This window comes from Nitratireductor sp. GISD-1A_MAKvit, from assembly GCF_040819555.1.
Classification (GTDB): Bacteria; Pseudomonadota; Alphaproteobacteria; order Rhizobiales; family Rhizobiaceae; genus Nitratireductor.
The window spans coordinates 2,687,453-2,703,414 of sequence record NZ_CP161920.1 but is presented as its reverse complement, the minus strand read 5'-3'; the positions used below and the strand labels follow the sequence as shown (position 1 = coordinate 2,703,414).

General features: G+C 62.9%; 20 protein-coding genes and 1 pseudogene. 15 read left to right on the top strand and 6 right to left on the bottom strand.

All coding sequences use genetic code 11. From position 1 onward, the window contains the following. Nucleotides 1-75: 75 nt before the first annotated feature. Nucleotides 76-735 (bottom strand): response regulator, encoded by a 660-nt coding sequence (locus tag AB2N04_RS14250; RefSeq protein WP_367715070.1) that lies wholly within the window; start codon nucleotides 733-735, stop codon nucleotides 76-78. After that, nucleotides 732-2,891: an ATP-binding protein gene (locus tag AB2N04_RS14245; RefSeq protein ID WP_367715069.1), complete on the bottom strand. Its 2,160-nt coding sequence runs from the start codon at nucleotides 2,889-2,891 to the stop codon at nucleotides 732-734. The genes AB2N04_RS14250 and AB2N04_RS14245 overlap by 4 nt, the downstream gene beginning before the upstream one ends. A gap of 339 nt (nucleotides 2,892-3,230) precedes the next feature. Here AB2N04_RS14245 and AB2N04_RS14240 point away from each other — a divergent pair, with 339 nt between their 5' ends. The 8 genes and pseudogenes from AB2N04_RS14240 (at nucleotide 3,231) to AB2N04_RS14205 (ending at nucleotide 7,488) form a co-directional block, all read left to right on the top strand. Further along, entirely contained in the window at nucleotides 3,231-3,722 is a 492-nt protein-coding gene (locus AB2N04_RS14240; protein WP_367715068.1) for a hypothetical protein, read from the top strand. Between the two features lie 52 nt (nucleotides 3,723-3,774). Beyond that, nucleotides 3,775-4,497 carry a hypothetical protein gene (locus AB2N04_RS14235; protein ID WP_367715067.1) on the top strand — a complete coding sequence of 241 codons (723 nt, stop codon included), beginning with the start codon at nucleotides 3,775-3,777 and terminating at the stop codon, nucleotides 4,495-4,497. A 10-nt stretch (nucleotides 4,498-4,507) separates the two neighbouring features. Further along, nucleotides 4,508-4,912: a hypothetical protein gene (locus tag AB2N04_RS14230; protein WP_367715066.1), complete on the top strand. Its 405-nt coding sequence runs from the start codon at nucleotides 4,508-4,510 to the stop codon at nucleotides 4,910-4,912. Nucleotides 4,913-5,040: 128 nt separating this feature from the next. Further along, nucleotides 5,041-5,787, top strand: coding sequence for a hypothetical protein (locus AB2N04_RS14225; protein WP_367715065.1), 747 nt, complete (start codon nucleotides 5,041-5,043; stop codon nucleotides 5,785-5,787). A gap of 12 nt (nucleotides 5,788-5,799) precedes the next feature. Beyond that, nucleotides 5,800-6,294, top strand: coding sequence for a hypothetical protein (locus AB2N04_RS14220; protein ID WP_367715064.1), 495 nt, complete (start codon nucleotides 5,800-5,802; stop codon nucleotides 6,292-6,294). Between the two features lie 17 nt (nucleotides 6,295-6,311). Next, nucleotides 6,312-6,938 (top strand): hypothetical protein, encoded by a 627-nt coding sequence (locus AB2N04_RS14215; protein ID WP_367715063.1) that lies wholly within the window; start codon nucleotides 6,312-6,314, stop codon nucleotides 6,936-6,938. 30 nt (nucleotides 6,939-6,968) lie between these two features. Beyond that, nucleotides 6,969-7,058: pseudogene (locus AB2N04_RS14210) on the top strand (conjugal transfer protein TraD); the annotation flags it as partial. 163 nt (nucleotides 7,059-7,221) lie between these two features. Further along, nucleotides 7,222-7,488, top strand: a complete 267-nt coding sequence (locus AB2N04_RS14205) for a conjugal transfer protein TraD (protein ID WP_367715062.1) — start codon at nucleotides 7,222-7,224, stop codon at nucleotides 7,486-7,488. A gap of 24 nt (nucleotides 7,489-7,512) precedes the next feature. Here AB2N04_RS14205 and AB2N04_RS14200 read toward each other — a convergent pair whose 3' ends face one another. Genes AB2N04_RS14200 through AB2N04_RS14190 form a run of 3 tightly spaced genes read right to left on the bottom strand, consistent with a single transcriptional unit; the run spans nucleotide 7,513 to nucleotide 10,294 of the window. Then, the gene (locus AB2N04_RS14200) at nucleotides 7,513-8,481 is read right to left on the bottom strand and encodes a response regulator (protein WP_367715061.1); all 969 of its coding nucleotides are present in this window, start codon (nucleotides 8,479-8,481) and stop codon (nucleotides 7,513-7,515) included. Beyond that, nucleotides 8,478-9,815 (bottom strand): sensor histidine kinase, encoded by a 1,338-nt coding sequence (locus AB2N04_RS14195; protein WP_367715060.1) that lies wholly within the window; start codon nucleotides 9,813-9,815, stop codon nucleotides 8,478-8,480. The genes AB2N04_RS14200 and AB2N04_RS14195 overlap by 4 nt, the downstream gene beginning before the upstream one ends. After that, nucleotides 9,812-10,294, bottom strand: coding sequence for a molybdopterin-dependent oxidoreductase (locus tag AB2N04_RS14190; RefSeq protein ID WP_083539298.1), 483 nt, complete (start codon nucleotides 10,292-10,294; stop codon nucleotides 9,812-9,814). Before AB2N04_RS14190 ends, AB2N04_RS14195 begins: the two co-directional genes overlap by 4 nt. Nucleotides 10,295-10,430: 136 nt before the next feature. On the opposite strand from AB2N04_RS14190, the gene AB2N04_RS14185 reads away from it, so the two are divergent. The 5 genes from AB2N04_RS14185 to AB2N04_RS14165 are packed head-to-tail and all read left to right on the top strand — an operon-like array spanning nucleotide 10,431 to nucleotide 13,017. After that, nucleotides 10,431-10,910, top strand: a complete 480-nt coding sequence (locus AB2N04_RS14185; RefSeq protein WP_011749575.1) for a hypothetical protein — start codon at nucleotides 10,431-10,433, stop codon at nucleotides 10,908-10,910. A gap of 1 nt (nucleotide 10,911) precedes the next feature. Continuing rightward, nucleotides 10,912-11,484: a hypothetical protein gene (locus tag AB2N04_RS14180; protein WP_011749576.1), complete on the top strand. Its 573-nt coding sequence runs from the start codon at nucleotides 10,912-10,914 to the stop codon at nucleotides 11,482-11,484. Nucleotides 11,485-11,492: 8 nt separating this feature from the next. Continuing rightward, on the top strand, nucleotides 11,493-11,972 hold the full coding sequence (locus tag AB2N04_RS14175) for a hypothetical protein (RefSeq protein ID WP_011749577.1): 480 nt from the start codon (nucleotides 11,493-11,495) through the stop codon (nucleotides 11,970-11,972). After that, a complete protein-coding gene (locus AB2N04_RS14170; protein ID WP_285050450.1) occupies nucleotides 11,969-12,496 on the top strand; it encodes a hypothetical protein in 528 nt (175 codons plus the stop codon). Before AB2N04_RS14175 ends, AB2N04_RS14170 begins: the two co-directional genes overlap by 4 nt. Next, nucleotides 12,493-13,017 carry a hypothetical protein gene (locus AB2N04_RS14165; protein WP_011749579.1) on the top strand — a complete coding sequence of 175 codons (525 nt, stop codon included), beginning with the start codon at nucleotides 12,493-12,495 and terminating at the stop codon, nucleotides 13,015-13,017. Before AB2N04_RS14170 ends, AB2N04_RS14165 begins: the two co-directional genes overlap by 4 nt. Here AB2N04_RS14165 and AB2N04_RS14160 read toward each other — a convergent pair. Continuing rightward, nucleotides 13,002-13,496, bottom strand: a complete 495-nt coding sequence (locus tag AB2N04_RS14160) for a hypothetical protein (RefSeq protein ID WP_367715059.1) — start codon at nucleotides 13,494-13,496, stop codon at nucleotides 13,002-13,004. The two genes, AB2N04_RS14165 and AB2N04_RS14160, sit on opposite strands and share 16 nt — an antisense overlap. Here AB2N04_RS14160 and AB2N04_RS14155 point away from each other — a divergent pair. Beyond that, nucleotides 13,489-14,013: a hypothetical protein gene (locus tag AB2N04_RS14155; RefSeq protein WP_323032400.1), complete on the top strand. Its 525-nt coding sequence runs from the start codon at nucleotides 13,489-13,491 to the stop codon at nucleotides 14,011-14,013. The genes AB2N04_RS14160 and AB2N04_RS14155 overlap by 8 nt on opposite strands. Further along, entirely contained in the window at nucleotides 14,010-15,959 is a 1,950-nt protein-coding gene (locus AB2N04_RS14150; RefSeq protein ID WP_367715058.1) for a VWA domain-containing protein, read from the top strand. The genes AB2N04_RS14155 and AB2N04_RS14150 overlap by 4 nt, the downstream gene beginning before the upstream one ends. Nucleotides 15,960-15,962: the final 3 nt, after the last annotated feature.

Sequence of the window (15,962 nt, the reverse complement as noted above, 5' to 3'; positions counted from 1 at the left end):
AGAAAAGCCCCCTCCGAATTCCCCATTCTTCTTATACCAAGACCGGCAGAGAATTACAGAATCCGGAGCAGGACGTTACTTGCTCTTCTTGTTGGCGGCGGGCGCTTCGCCGAGGCCCAGCCTTGCCGCATGCCAGGAGGCTTCGGCGCGCGAGGAAATACCAAGCTTGCGGTAGATGTCCTTGATGTAGCCCGCCACCGTGTTTTCCGAAATCCCCAACGTCTCGGCCACCTCGCCATTGCGCAGGCCCCGGCCGATCAGGCCAAGCACCTCGCGCTCGCGTCCCGTCAGGTCGTCTTCAGGCGCGGCCGGACCAGTTCTCTTGAAATGCTCCATGATCCGGCGCGCGACCGAGGGTGAGAGAGCGGGGATGCCCTCGGCCATCTGCTTGAGCTGCCGGACCAGCAGATCCTGGGGCTGCTCCTTGAGCAGATAACCCTGCGCGCCTGCCGAAAGCGCGCCCACGATCGAGGCGTCGTCGCCCATTACCGTTGTGACGACACAGACAGTCTGGGGGCGCAGGAGACGCAGATTGCGCAATACGTCGAGGCCGGACCCGTCCGGCAGGCCGAGATCGATCAGCGCGACGTCGTAGTCGCGCGCCGCCGCCTGCGCGATGCCGGCGCGCATGCTCGCTGCTTCGTGAATCTCGGACTCCTCGAAAGCCGCGCTGACGATCTCGCTCAGCCAGCGGCGGGTTTCGCTCAAGTCCTCGACGATGAGTATTTTCGTCATTGTGTAATCCGTACAATATCAACGGGGAACTGCGCCTCGATACGGGTGCCCTCTGTCCCGCTTGCGACGTTGAACCGGCCACCCAGACTTGTCACTCGCGCCTGCATGTTGGCAAGCCCGTTGCCGGCCTGGACGCTGCCGGGATCGAAACCGCTGCCATTGTCGGCCACGGTCAAGGCTATGGCGTCTTCATCGAGACGAACGGCGACGCGGATCGATCTTGGCTGTCCATGCTTGAGTGCATTCTGGACAGCCTCTCGGACGACCGAGCGCACCGTATGCGCTGCAGCCAGCGGCAGGATCGCGGGTCCGGCATTCTCCACCTCCCATTTCATCTTCACGCCGGCGGCGAACAGATGTTCGGAGATCTGCGAGCGCAGATCGGCCAGCATCTCGTCAAAGGAGAGGTCGGGATTGGAGGCGTTGTTGATGATGTCGCGCAAGTCCGTCAGCGTCTCGCGGATCATCATGTCCTTGCGCGCCAGCCCCCGGCTGTGCAGCGCGCCCATCAGTTGCACTCCGATATTGTCGTGGATGTCGCGCGCGATACGCTCACGCTCCTCGGCGACGCCCTTTTCATAGGCTTCCCGGCTTTCCAGCGCATTGGCGAGCATGGTGGTGAGTTCGACCGCCAAATCCGCATCGCGCAGCGAGAACAGCTTTCGTCCTCCGTCCGCATAATCCAGCCGATAGTCCGGCAGACCGCCGGCGCCCGGCACGGCAAGCGCCAGACCGTCATCGATCAGCGCAGGGTCTTGCACATCCGTAGCGGCTGTAATCGAGAGCGGACGAAAGGCATCTTCCAGAAGCACGCGCCAGCGCGCCTGCTGGTCGCGGCCCGGCGGGGTGAGCGCCACGTCCATCACCTGACGGAACAGGTTTCCGCGCGACGGTTCCGCGCGGCGCAGCACGATTCGGGCCAGCATGTCGCGCAGGGGCAGCCAGGCCAGAGCCACGATCAGCAGCGACAGCGCGAAGGCCGGTGCGCGTTCATCGACGATGGTGACGATCAGGATGGCATCGAGCGCGAGAAGCAGAAGCACGCCGACAACATAAAAGAGAATGCGGAAGGCCCATTCGTCGAGCTGGAACAGCCGATACCGGGCGACCCCGAGCGCGACGCCGACATAGACCAGAAGGAAGAACAGGAACGCTTCGCCCTGCGAGACGAAGGCGCCGATGCCCAGTGCATGAGGCGCTATGACCGTGGCGACGAAGGCGCCCGCGCCGACGATCACCGCCAGTCCGAGCCAGGCGAGCGCCGCGCGGTCGCGCGGATGCCCGCGCGTGACCCTGAACTGGATGGCGACCAGAACGACGATGGCGAGCATGGCCGACACGACCGCCAGATGGAAACCCAGGCCCGGCCCGTCCGCCAGTTGCAGGATATCCACGGCCTGCCACGCGCCGAGAACAATGGCGGGCAGCGCGAGCCAGCGGGCTGATACCAGCCTTCGGGGATAGACCAGAAACAGTCCGATCATGCCCACGCCGAATGTGAGCGCCCCAATATGGTTGAATGTAGTGAGGACCCGGAACAGCGCGCCCGGAAGCGCCAGTTCCCGTGTGGAATAGACGGCGGCTGGAAAGGCCGAAATCATCAGGCCCGCCCCCGCGAGCAGCAGGAAGCGTGTCGCCCATTCGCCGCGCCTCAGCGCCCATATCCACGCCCCGATCCAGAAGCCCGCCAGCCCCACGCCGATCTGCATCCAGAAGGCAGGCGGCAAAGAGGCGACCGGGCGCTGGCCGGGGGGCAGCACTTCATCCCGTCGCGGGATCGACAGATGTTCCGTCTCGATCACCACCGGCTTCATGCCCAGTGCTTCGGCGATCACCTCCTGCCGGGCAAAAAAGGCTCGCATCGCCTCGTAGCTCGCAAGTGCGTCCGGTTCCTCGATGAGGTCTTCCGGCCCGATCTCGATCCGCTCGCCATCCCGGCCCGTTATCGCGACCAGAACGCTGGACGGTGCAATCGCTTGCGAAGGACCATTCGGATCGACGCGATCGATCCAGGCGAGATCGAGTTCGGTTTGAGGGGTAACGCCAAGGCCCAGCCAGCGCTGATCCATTGCAACGCCCAGCATGATCGCCGCCAGGACGACGCTGAGCGCGACAGCGGCGGAAAGCAGAACATTGGGCGTAAGGCGGGCCGACAAGGGGGCGCATCTCCTCGTTGTGCGAAGATCCGGCGGTGGCGCCGCGCGCCTCTATCCGCCTGTTGCACGCACCCTATGGAACGCCCCCGGCCTCGTGACCCCCCTGAACAGGGGGGTGCCGTCACGCGCGCGCGGGCGTAATCCTTTCCGCAGGGAAGAAAGGGAGTGCCGATGATGCGGAAATGGATCTCTGGTTTTTGTGCGATACTTGCCGTGCTGGCAATTGCGTCGCCGGTAGATGTCCACGCAGAAAAAAACGAGGACCGGTCGAACGATGCCCAACTCGCACTAAGCTGTGCCCTCCGATATGGAGAGGCCCTCCGATATGGAGAGCATGCTGTGGCAAATCCCATTTTCCGGAAACGGCAATCGGCGATGGTAGGTCGCCTAAATCCTAGCAATCTGGTAGAATATTGGGGGTTGGAAGGTTTGAATTTCATGCCGCCAGTCGAGCAGCATGTGGAGGCTCTGGCCGAATGTGATCGAACGTTCGGATTCAGCCCAATCACCGAAATGATCGATTCGAGTCCCAGCATACCTCCAATCGCCGATTTCGATTGTGCGGTTGCTTATCGTCTAGTTTCCATGATCCGGCGTGATAGTAATCAGGCTCAGAGCGCAAGCGCAATGGAGCGCGCGCAATATGCGCTCCGGCTTCACCATACCGCCAACCCCGAACTGGACCCCGGCAGTCTTGGCCCGCAGGTAAACGCGCTAGCAAGAACACGCGGCGAGCGGATTCGGCAAGGTCTGGAGTCGGCCGAGGCGCTGACCAACGACATTGATGTCTGTGAGGCGCACTACAGTTTCGCCGCTGCCGGTGGACAGTAGGCGCGCCATGTGGTGGGCATGAAAGTGGGGAACCGCGATGAAACGGAAAGTGATGATGGTTTTTGCCGCGATGCTGACAGCGGCGGCCTTCGCCGTAATGCCGCAGGAAGCGCGCGCGGATGAAACCAGAGAGGAAGCTGGGCGCTGTGCCGTGCGCTACTTACAGGTGAATCATTCCACCAACGCGAGCCGGATCATTGCCGGATACGAGGCCATCGATTTGCGGGATCGGGCGTGGCAATTGATCTGGACGCACGAACTGGCGCCTGCCATTTCGACCGGATCATCCACCTTTGCTGAAGACCTCAACAATTTTGCAAGGGGGCAGGCCAGCTACCTGCAGCTCGGACGCATGCGGGATATCACGCTTCTCCCGGAGCTCCCTCTCCAGGCGGATATCGATTCCGGGGATACAGACCTGCAGGAAAGCGCCGTTTCGCGCCTCGCCGACTGCGACCGGACGTTCGGCTTTGCGCCAGTGATCGCGCTTGCACCCGTGCTCAGCGATTTCGACTGCGCTGTCGCTTATTGGCTGCTCGGCGCGTTCAATTCGGCGCAGCAGGGCATGGCGCTCCACCGCGCGCGCTTCGCTATCGCCCGCCACCTGGAGGCTAACCCCGGCACGCAGCGACAGCAGGTCGAACAGCAAGTGATGGTCGACGGGCAGGCGCGCGGTCAACGCATCCAGCAGGGGCAGGAATCATCCGATCTGATGCAGGCAACGCTGGCCCGCTGCGAAATGAAATACGGCTTCGCTCAGAATAGCGGACAGTAGGCGCACCGGGATGAGCATGGAGGCTTTCAAGGTGATCCTGGCAGTGTCCATCGGCGTTTCGGCCGGGCCGGCAAAGGCACTCGAACGCGCCGAGGCCCACCTCGACTGCCTCGGCCTCTATGCCCTGCTCAGGATGGCGGCACCGAACTTCGCCGATTGGGCCGAAGATCGCATGGCCCATACCCGGCAGGCATATTTCCGCGATCTGCCCTTTCCCTCGCCCGTGCCCATGCCACTGACCAGCGGCGAAATGGAAGCCGAGACCCGCGTGCGAATGCAGGCGCGGGGGGCACGACTTGCAGACGCGGATTCCGACGAAGATGTGTCGCGCGAAACCGACGCCCTCCTTGCCGACATTCACGCCTGCGACGCCCGCTACGATCTTCCCCCGACGCCGACACCCTGGCGGGATTGATACCCCCCTGAACAGGGGGGTGCGCCGACCTTCCGCCTCGCCGATTCTGCCGCAACGGATGATCAGACAATCGGCGAAGGAAAGGAGCGAATGCGATGAGAGGAGGGTGGACGGCAGCTTGCGCCGCGATGCTGATGGCGCTTGCGCCCGGTACGTCGAAATCAGCCCAGGCTGAGGAATTTGCCCCTGATCTCCATGGCTGCGCGGCGCTCTATGACACGCTCGACAAGGCTAAGAAATCGCAGCAACAAATGGCCCTAAGATTGAACTCTTTGTACGGATTTGCGGAAGAGGACGCGCGGTGGCGGGACGCCGGCGCGTTCTGGGCGTTCAGCAATGCCCGTCAAATCGATTTCGGTGAACGAAGGGAGGCGTTGAAGGAGAGGTCCGGCGAGAGCGATCTTGCCTTCGATATCCAGGTGCTCGGCATTTCCGGACGCCCCCGCTTTCCCAACCCCGGAAGCGCCGAGGCCGGCTTTCCCCAAGGCGCGGTCTTGCACAATACGCAAGCGCCCCCCGCGAGCGCCACACCCCCTTACGGCCACCGGATCAGCACCTGCGACCGGGAGCATGGGTTCTGGCCCGTGTTTTACTTCGGCGCCACCGATCACCTCCAGTGTGTCGCGCATTACTGGACATTGGGCGCACTCCGCCCCGATCTCCAGTCCGAGACGACACCGCGTGTGCGGCATGCCGCGCAGGCCTATGCCAGGGAAACGCCGACGGCGACCGAAGCCGGCATTCGTGAGGACGTGCTGCCGCGCGTGCAGGCGCGCGGGCAACGGATTCAGACGGGCGAGGAAAACCCCGCCGCCCTCGTCGCCGACGCTCGGGCCTGCGATGCGCGATACGGCCTGGAACCGCTCGAATCATAGGAGAAATGCCCCATGAAAATCAGACCCACCATCCTGCCCCTTATCCTGTTCCCCACGCTGGCCGCGCCGGCCTTCGCCGAAATCCCCGCCGATGGCGAAGGGATCGCCGGTCTCTATGCCGGCAGCTATATGTGCCAGGACGGAGAGCATGGCGTTGTGCTCGATATCGAAATGAGCGAAATCGAGGGCCGATCCGAACTGCGCCTCACCGGCACCTTGGGATTCGTTCCGGTGCTCGCCGGAGCGAATGGCGAGCTTGCGGACGTTGCGGGCAGTTTCACGATCTCAGGGTTTCTCCTGACAGAGCCGCGCGGCGCCAACACTGCCGGCTATCTCCAGTTCCAGCGCGAAGAGTGGCTGCTCGAGCCCGAGGGGTACGGCTCAGCCAACTTCCGTGGCCAGTTGAACCGGCGCGACGACGGGTTGTGGCAGATCACCGGCACGCCCCTGGCCGGGCCGACATCGGAATTCTGCTCCGATCTGATCGCCACCCGGTTCCTGCCGTAAACGGGGGGATTGGCGCGATGACCAACGCCCGCGAACAGAGCCAGCATGGCCATGTCTTCCGCCCCGGTCCGTTTCACTGGCGGCGGGCCTACTGGCTGGACGGCTCGGTTCTCCACTGGCGCATCAGCGATCATCCCGGCCAAGTCCGGCTCGCGGATATTGACTCCATGCGCCTCAACCTGCCCGAGGGAACCGGGGCGGCGCGCTGCGTGCTGGTCGAGCAAACGGGCCGGGTCCACAAGCTCTCGGACATCTACTGGCCGCGCTGGACGAAGGAAGAGCGCCGATACTGGGGTCGGCTCCAAAGGCGCGATGCGACCTTCCGGGGCCTGACCTTCACCCTGGCGCGGCGACTGAAGAAAGCCAACCCCGACGCCGTTATCCAAACCGGACCAGGCCGAGGCGAATGGCTCGCCACCTGCATAGTGGCCGCGTTCGCCGTCGCCATTGTCATCGGCGGCGCCGCGCTGATGGTGGTGCATTCCAGGTTCGAACCTGCTGCCACCGCCTTCATGGCCCTCGCGGCGATCTATCTGCCGATGATCTGGCCGGTCATCCGATCCGGCGGCCCCAAACCCCTTGACCCGGAAACTTTGCACAACGCCAAACCAAGAGACAATAACACAGAACTGAAGGCACTGTAGGATAAGGCGCGGGAACTAAAAGTCCGCAAGGTGCAGCAACTCGGCGACCTGGTCATCGCCACCGGAGCCGACAGCCTCTCGCCAGAGGAACTGGCCGGTGCGTTGGTCTCTCTGACGGAGATCACCGATGCTGCAAAGAAGGAGTCGTGGGCCAAGCGCTGGCAAGCGTTCTTTCGCGGGAAATCGCGCCGATCTGCATCAACGTCTGACCGTGACAACGGCGGCGCTCAAACGCAACCGGGCGGCACGCAACCGGCACCAGACGCAACGGGCGCGGCATGGCATGCGGACATGGCAGGTCGAGTGCCGCAAGCGCACACGACACCTGATGGAACTCGGCGGCCTCGTCGTCAAGGCCAGGGTCGTGGACCTGACCGGCGACGACCGCGCCATGATCTACGGTGCGCTGATCTGGGTGGCCGAAAAGCTTAGCAGCGAGCAGAGCGAACAGGCGCGAAAGTTATGGGCCGGAAAGGGAAAGTGCGCGTTCGAAGCGGAGCATTCAGCAGACGCACGCAACAAGCCGCAACCTCCGCAGGATCAAGTGTGACCGATGGTGGACGGCGCGAAGACCTTACATATCGCAGCGCTGCGCCAATGGAACCGACAGAATCAATGCCACCAGTTCCGCCTGCCTTTGCACGCCGGTCTTGGAGAAGATATTTCGAAGATGGAATGCGACGGTCGTGCCCGAGATCGCCAACCGGTCTGCGACCTGGCTGCGGCGCAGCCCTTCAGCCAGCAAACACGCAACCTGGGCTTCCATCGGCGTCAGGCCGAACAACTGGCCAAGGGTCGCAGTGTCAATAGGGGGCTTGCTGTCTGTGCCGCTCAGTATCAGCATGGTAACCGCCTCATCATGGTGCGAGTGCGCTGGAAGCGACATCCCGATAACCATGAGCTGGCCCCCATCGTCCAACCGCAACCCCGTCGGGGCCATCCCGCCACCCGGAGCTAATCCCGCAATCAACGCCGACAGCTTCCGGCCATCTACGCCGCTGGCGGTAATACGTCCACTCAGCGAGATGCCGGCTGCGCCCGACAAGCTTTGGGCGAGTGGATTGGCATGGACCACGCCGCCATTAGCATCGAGCAGCACCACGCCAAGAGCCAGGCGGTCCAGGGCGGCCAGGCCGGACCGGTCTCCCGGCATTGCGCGCAACCTTTGCATCCGGTTCAGGCGCGCTTCGACGATTGCACGAAGCAGGTCGTAATCAATGGGCTTGGTCACATAATCGTCGGCCCCCGCCATGCGCCCATCGATTACCTGCTGGCGTGAGGACAGGGCAGTCAGAAAGACAAAGGGCACGTCATCAAGATCGGGTCTCGTCTGACGCAAATAGGACATGAACCTCTTGCCGTCCATGCCGGGCATCAGGATGTCACAGAGGATCAGATCGGGGCGCTGCCTTTCCAGACAGGCCAGCGCCTCGCGCGCATCTCCGACGGCGCTCACAATATAGCCGGCCTCCTGCAACTCGAAGGCGATGTCATCGCGCAAGGATGGCTCATCCTCGACACACAGGATCAGTGGCGCGGTCATGCGGAGGCCTCCCTCGGCAGGTAAAGCGCGACTGTCAGGCCCCCTCCGTCACGCTGCATCAAGGTCACCTCGCCACGCTGCATTCGGGCCAGATGGCGCGCAAGCGTCAGCCCCAATCCGGAGCCGGGCAAAGTCTCGTGCCCGCTGCCTCGGTAGAACCTGTCAAAAGCACACTCAATCTCTTCGGGCGACATACCCCTCCCTCTGTCCTCGATCCGACAGACGATGCAGTCCCGCGACTGAAAAACACTCACATCGACGCGGCAATCGGGCGGAGAATACAAGAGCGCATTGCGCAGGAGGTTGGACAGGATTTCGGCGGTCAGCATCGGATCGCACAGCGCGACAGTTGGTTCTGTTTGCACCGACTGCCGAATACGGGCCGGGTCGCGGTCCCACGCCGTCGCCGTCAGGTCATCAATGACTGAAGATACAAGATCGTTTAGGTCATGGGCGCGCAGGCTAGGAAGAACCGCATCGCGTTCCAGCCGGGACATCATCAATGCGGTATCTGTCAACTTCACGAGCCGCGCGACCGCCTCACGGGACACCGCCGCCTTTTCCGAGATCAGTTCTGGTGGAACCGGGCCGCCGCTGCGCCGCGTCAGGCGGTGCATCGCGCTGTCGATTACGGCTAGCGGCGTGCGGAACTGATGGGCAATCAGGTCGGCGAACCGGCGGTGGTTCTCGGAGGTTTCGCGTTCGCGTTCCAGATCGCTGGCGAGCTTCTCAGCCCGCAGGTGGTCCAGCTGTCCGCTCATCAGCCGCCTCTCACGATCGATCAGGATTGCCACCAGCCCCAATCCCGCTACAGCAGCCCCCAGCACTGACATCAGCGCAAGCAAATGCAGGTGCCTCAGGCTGTCCAGGCGCGTGGCCTGACTCTGCCATTCATGGGACATCACCAGACTCGCCTTGGTCCTTAGTGCAGCGACCAGCGCCGTGACATGTGCCCGCAGCGCGGCCGGATCGGCACCTTGCGCGGGGTCAAGCGCCAGAAGCCCACTGCGCCAGCGTGCAAGTGTTTCGGACACTCCCGCATTCTCGAGAAAGCGACGTTGCGGCCCATCTTCCAACAGCGTCAGCCGCGAAACCAATATATCAAAACGGGTCTGGATCTGTTGTGGCGCTGCCTCATCCGAGAGCGCCAGCGCAAGGTTCAAGGCCTCGATCTGCGTCTGGCCAAAGACCCAGATCATGTTCTCGGTTGCGGCAATGCGCATCTGGCGTTCCAGCACCACAAGCTGCCACGCAGCCAGCGCCAACAGGCCCAGGCAGATCGCCACCAGCCCACCAAGCCACAGATAGCGGGCCCGCCCGCCTGTGCCGGTCATTGCACATGCAGCGCGACAAGCTGCCAGACCCATCGCATGTCATACCGTATATCGGCCAGAACGCCGTGATTGTCGCGCGGATAGACGATCCAGACTGGACCCTTGTCACGCGGGGTCAGAGGCACGTCATCCATGTAAAGCGCGGCTAGAACATCAAACCGGTGAAAATCCTCGACAGGTATATCGACGACATAGTCGTTCAACGCTGTCGCGCGCACACTACTTCCCTCGGCTCCGGCATGGGCGAGGACGTCTCGCATCAGCACACCGCGGAACTCCGGCCTGCCATCTGTGACGCTGGTCGATGTCGAAAACTCATGCCAGTCCATCGTATCGAAATCCGCGCGCGTCATCTCCACTCTGCCGTCCGTGACCGCGCCGGTCAGGGTCAGCAGGACGTCCTCGGCAGCCGCTGGTACGGCCATGAACACAAGTGCCGTCATCAACGCGGTCTGAACGATGTGATACCGCAAGCTCATCACCACAACCCAAAATGAAAACCAGGTTCCGGACTGAACTCTATCACAGGAGACTACATGTTCCCCGTTCAAACGAACGGGGCGGCCAGTCTTGAGCAGAACTAAACTCGGAATCAAACAGCAGGAGGATCTACGCTTGACCATCTTCTCGACCATGCGAAGAGCGGGCATACCTGTTCTGGCCTGTCTTCTGGCGCTGCCGGCGCTGGCCGACGAGCCTGGAGGGCTGGTTACCGGCAGTTTTGGCGATCAGCCGCTGGAGCTGACTGTTGCCCCCGAATTGTCCGGCGCGACGATCATCGGCAACTATGCCGATGCCTCCTTGCTTGCCTCACAGATGGAGGGCGATCAGGGGCCGGTCAATCTGGAACTGACGATCAATGGCGAATTGCCCGCGCCCGGCGAAATGGCGCTGACGATCACCTTTGCGCGCGACATGGGACGGAATTGGACCGGCGATCAGGACAGCCTGACACTGACCCTGGAGGAATTCACGCCGGGCGACGGGATTGTCGCCTTGAAGGGCACGCTCACCGGGCAAGTCAGTGGCGGCCCCTCATCCGAAACCCGGCCCGTCACCTTCAGCTTCGACACCCGGCTTGAAGAGCTTGACTGAGATGGCTGGACCCGCCTTTGCCCGAACTGCGGCCCTGCTGCTGATCGCTACGGCAACCTCAGCACTGGCCGGTGAACCGTCCAACCCGGTCTGCCACGCGGACGTCCATCGCGCCGGTAATTTTGACCTGCGACAGATTGGTCCGCTGATCGCGGGAACGTGGACCGAAGCCGCCATCGGAACGAGTGTGGCAATAGGCGTTCAGGAGAGCACCTTCGAGATCATTTATGATCGGAACCGCAACCGATTGTATCTGGGTTCGGACGGCATTCAGACCGAACTGGTGCCGGTTCGAGGTGGCAACAAGCCGCTGCGCTTTGACTTTGTGCGTGGCGAGGCAATGGACCCGCAGTTTTATATGTTGACTTCAACGGGTTCCGAGCCCGGCGCGGAGCCTTGGGAATGGGCGTTGGTTCAGGATTGCCAGATTGCCTCGGCGCCGCAATTCGAATGGCAATTCGGCACCGGTGCGCGGCGCTCGGACGGGATCATCAGTTTCTTCTCGGCCAATGAGGCGATGGGAACAAAACGCAATTCGGCGCGGGGCGTCCGCGAACAGCTGATCAGCCGATAGGAATGCCAATGAAGGTGCTTGTCCCGCTTGTCCTGGCCCTCGGAATCGCAACCCCCGCTGGTGCATTGGACGCCATCGGCGAGATCGGGGCAAACTTGGACGGTGAAGAACTGAACTGGCAGGTGATGCGTCAGGATGATGGCTCGGCGATGGTGCAGATCACCGATATCGGCCCGCTGACCATGATCGAACTGCATGCACTTGGTGACGGCAGCATTTCTATCGGCCTGATCTTTCACGGCAAGCCTTCCGGAGATACGCCGCCCGCCGGTCTGACCATCGACATGCGGCCCGATCGCGGGGCGATGGCGGGCGCGGTCTGGGAAAGCGAGGAAGAGCCGCCGCAGATGTCGATCGACCTGCTGGATCTTGAGGATGAAGGCCGCATCCAGGCCAGCTTTGCGGCAACCCTATGCCGCCGGGATGCCCCGGACGACTGTCGCGACGTCGAGGGGCGGATCGACACGTCGTTGGGTGCAGGCCCATGACACTGGCCGAGTTTCTGGCTGATCCGCTGCGCGTGACGCAAATCTCCGACAGCGTGCTGGAGATCGAGAATCGTCCGGTCCGGCGGGCGGTGATTGCTGCGGCGGTGATATTGGTGGCGATCGCGGCGGGCCTGGCAGCCATCGGGGATGGTGCGACCGGAACGGGGATCATCGTGCTTGCCGTGGTGGGCCTGATCGGTTGGCTCTACATGCACGAGTTGGTGCAGCTGACTCAACTGAGCCTGGACAGGCATGCCGGTCTTGTCCGGCTGCGTGTGACCACATTGCGCGGGCGGCGTGAAGATACATTCGCACTCTCTGACCTGCACAAGCTGGAAAGCGTCGCGCACTATGGCACGGCGGCAGGAAACGATGAGACCCGGCTGGTGCTGATTTGCGGATCGGAACCAGAGCGGCGCGAGATCATAGTGCCCATGTTCCGCCCGGATCCCGAAGAAGTGGCGCATCTGACGGGCGTCGTCAATGGCTGGCTTTCCCGCCAGGGAAAGGGAAACCCGTCATGAGTATTGAGACGAATACGCCCGAACGACTGGAACTGGAACTGGCGATACCGCGCTTTATCCTGTGGTTCGTCATGCTGCCTGTCCTGCCGATCACCCTGATCGGGCTGGCCAATCTGATCGGGGGAGAAATCCTGACCGCGCTGGTGCTGCTGGTCGGGCTGAACGGGGCCTTTCTCGCGGGATATATCGCCCTGTCCGAGCGCACACGGCTCAGGTTGGACGCAGGGTCGGGGCTGGTCAGCATCATCCGGACATCGCGCCTCGGCACGCGTCAGCGGGACTATCCGCTCGAGGCGCTCGACAGTGCCGAACTTGACCGCAGCCATACCTCGCGAGAGGACCGCAGCACCTCGAAGGTGGTTCTGGTTTTTCGCAACACCCGCCCGGCAACACGGGTTCCGTTGTCACGTTGGGGCGTATCGGGCGATGGACCTGGGCAGGTCGCCAATGACATCAATGCCTGGCTGCGACGCCATTTCGGGGGCGAACAGACTGCTCCCGCATCTCAACCTTCAAGCTGATTGCCCCAAAAGGAACCGGAGCCATGTGGGATTTCAATATCGGACAAGCTCTCGGACTGTTGGGCCGAACATTGCCTTTCGTGCTCCTGCGTGCCGCCGTCTATTTCGGAATCACACTGGCCTATATTCTGGCCACCGGCGCCGGTATCGGGGTCGGCTGGGGCGTTGGCGCCTTCGGGGATGACGAGTTCCGCGCGACCGCGATGGCTTGGGGCGGCATTGCCGGCTTTGGCCTGACCGGCGCTGTAATGTACTGGCTTCGGGAATACATTCTCTACATCGTCAAGGCAGGCCATGTCGCGGTTCTTGTCGAACTGACTGACGGCAAGCCCCTGCCGGAAGGACGCGGCCAGATCGCCCATGCAACGGCCGTGGTGAAGGGGCGCTTCGGCCAGGGCCTCACTGCTCTTCGCGCTGGACCAACTGGTCAAGGGAGTCATTCGCGCCGTCATCGGCCTTGTGCGCGGTGTATTGTCCATCCTGCCGATCCCCTATGTCCGGCAGTTGATGGGCATTGTGCAGGCCTTCCTGCGCGTGGCGGTGGGCTTCATCGATGAGGTGATCCTCGCCCATGCCATCCGCACCCGCTCGACCGATCCCTGGGGATCCGCACGCGAGGCGCTGGTGCTATATGGCCAGAACTGGAAGGCGATGCTCCGGAACGCCGCCTGGCTGACGCTCTTCACCTATGGTCTCGCCTTCCTGATCTTCCTCGTGATGCTCGCCCCGGCAGCGGCACTGGTCTACGTCATGCCCGGCGCCTGGTCGGCGGGCGGCTTCGTTTTCGCGTTGCTGTTCGCCTGGAGCGTCAAGGCTGCCTTTCTCGAGCCCTTCGCCGTCACCTGCCTGATGCAGGTCTATTTCAGGATCACCGATGGCCAGGAGCCCGACCCTGAGTGGGATGCGCGGCTGGAGCAGATGTCCTCACATTTCCGCAAGCTGAAAGAGCGCGCCGGTGCCCGCTTCGGGACAGCGCGCGATGGAGAAGCCGCATGAGATCTCTTGTGACCGCCGGGCTTATCGCCCTGACATCCGCCCTTGCGCCGGCGGCGCTTGCCCAGGAGCGCCCCAGCACGATCCTTGTTTTGGACGCCTCGGGGTCGATGTGGGGGCAGATCGATGGGATAAACAAAATCACCATCGCGCGCGATGTCGTCGGGGACATTGTGTCGGATTTCCCCGCCGATCAGAATCTCGGTTTCGTCACCTATGGCCATCGCGAGCGCGGGCAATGCGCGGATATCGAAACCTTGGTCGAACCCGCGCCCGGCACTGCGGCAGAGATCGCCGGCATCGTTGAAGGGTTGAACCCGCGGGGCATGACCCCGATGACCGATGCCGTCGTCACCGCGGCTCAGGCGTTGCGCCACACCGAACAGGCGGCGACGGTGATCCTGGTTTCCGATGGGATCGAGACCTGCAATCCTGATCCCTGCGCCGCCGCCCGCGCATTGGAAGAAGCGGGCGTAGATTTTACCGCCCATGTCATTGGCTTCGATGTGCGGGGCGAAGCCGACGCCCTGTTGCAGATGCAATGCATCGCCGAGGAAACCGGCGGCCGCTTCCTGACTGCCGACAATGCCCAGGAACTCAACCAAGCCTTGCGCGAGGTCACTGCCGCGCCGGCCTCAGGGAGTTTCACCTTCACCGCAAATCTCGGAGGCGAGGAGATCGGCGACGACACCGTCTGGGAGCGGCCAGTAGCGCCACTGGAGCTGCCACTTCTGTCCGACGAGGTGATCTGGGAGATATCGGATACTTCGTTCAACAGGGTGCAGACCGGCACCGCGAACCCTTTCACCACGGATCTTCCGTTCGGCGACTATATCGTAACGGTGCATTCGACGGCGCAGGACGACTTCTCGCAGACCGAGGCCAGTTTGGCGTTGGACAGCGCGCGCAATGTCCACGCCATTTTCCCGCCCATCACGTCGCAACAGCCCACCGCCCAGGTCTTTGGCCCTGCACAAACCCTGGTTGGCTCCGCGTTTACGGTGAGCTGGGAAGGTGAGGGTCTGGCTCCACGTGATTATGTGACAATTGTCCCCGCCGACGCCGAAGACGGAGCCTATGCGGATTATGACCGGCTAGAGAACCGTACCGAAGGCGAGCTTCGTGCACCTGCCGAGCCCGGCCTCTACGAAGTGCGTCTGCAACTGGACGCGGGTGACCGCGTGCTCGCCCGCACCCCGGTCGAAGTTGTTGATGCCGAGGTTACTGTCTCGGCGCCAGCCCAGGTCGTTGTCGGGTCGGCATTCCCGGTCACCTGGCAGGGTGAGGGCCTGCACGCGCGCGACTACGTGACTATTGTTCCCGCCGGTTCGGCGGACGGCACCTATGCCGATTACGATCGCATGCAAGGTCGGAGCGAAGCCGAGCTTCGTGCACCTGCCGAGCCCGGCCTCTACGAAGTGCGTCTGCAACTGGACGCGGGTGACCGCGTGCTCGCCCGCACCCCGGTCGAAGTTGTTGATGCCGAGGTTACTGTCTCGGCGCCAGCCCAGGTCGTTGTCGGGTCGGCATTCCCGGTCACCTGGCAGGGTGAGGGCCTGCACGCGCGCGACTACGTGACTATTGTTCCCGCCGGTTCGGCGGACGGCACCTATGCCGATTACGATCGCATGCAAGGTCGGAGCGAAGGCGAGCTTCGAGCGCCTGCCGAGCCCGGTCTATACGAAGTGCGTCTGCAATTGGACGCGGGGGACCGCGTGCTCGCCCGCACCCCGGTCGAGGTGATGGATGGTGATGTTTCACTTGACGGACCGGACAGGGCGCGGGGCCGGCGCCGAGATCACGCTATCCTGGACCGGTGCCATACATCCGCGCGACTACATAGCCATCGTTCCCGGCGGCACACCGGACGGCGAGCAAAGTGGCTATCGCCGTGTTCAGGACGAAGATCAGGCCACGTTCACTGCACCCGCGGAGCCTGGTGCCTATGAAAT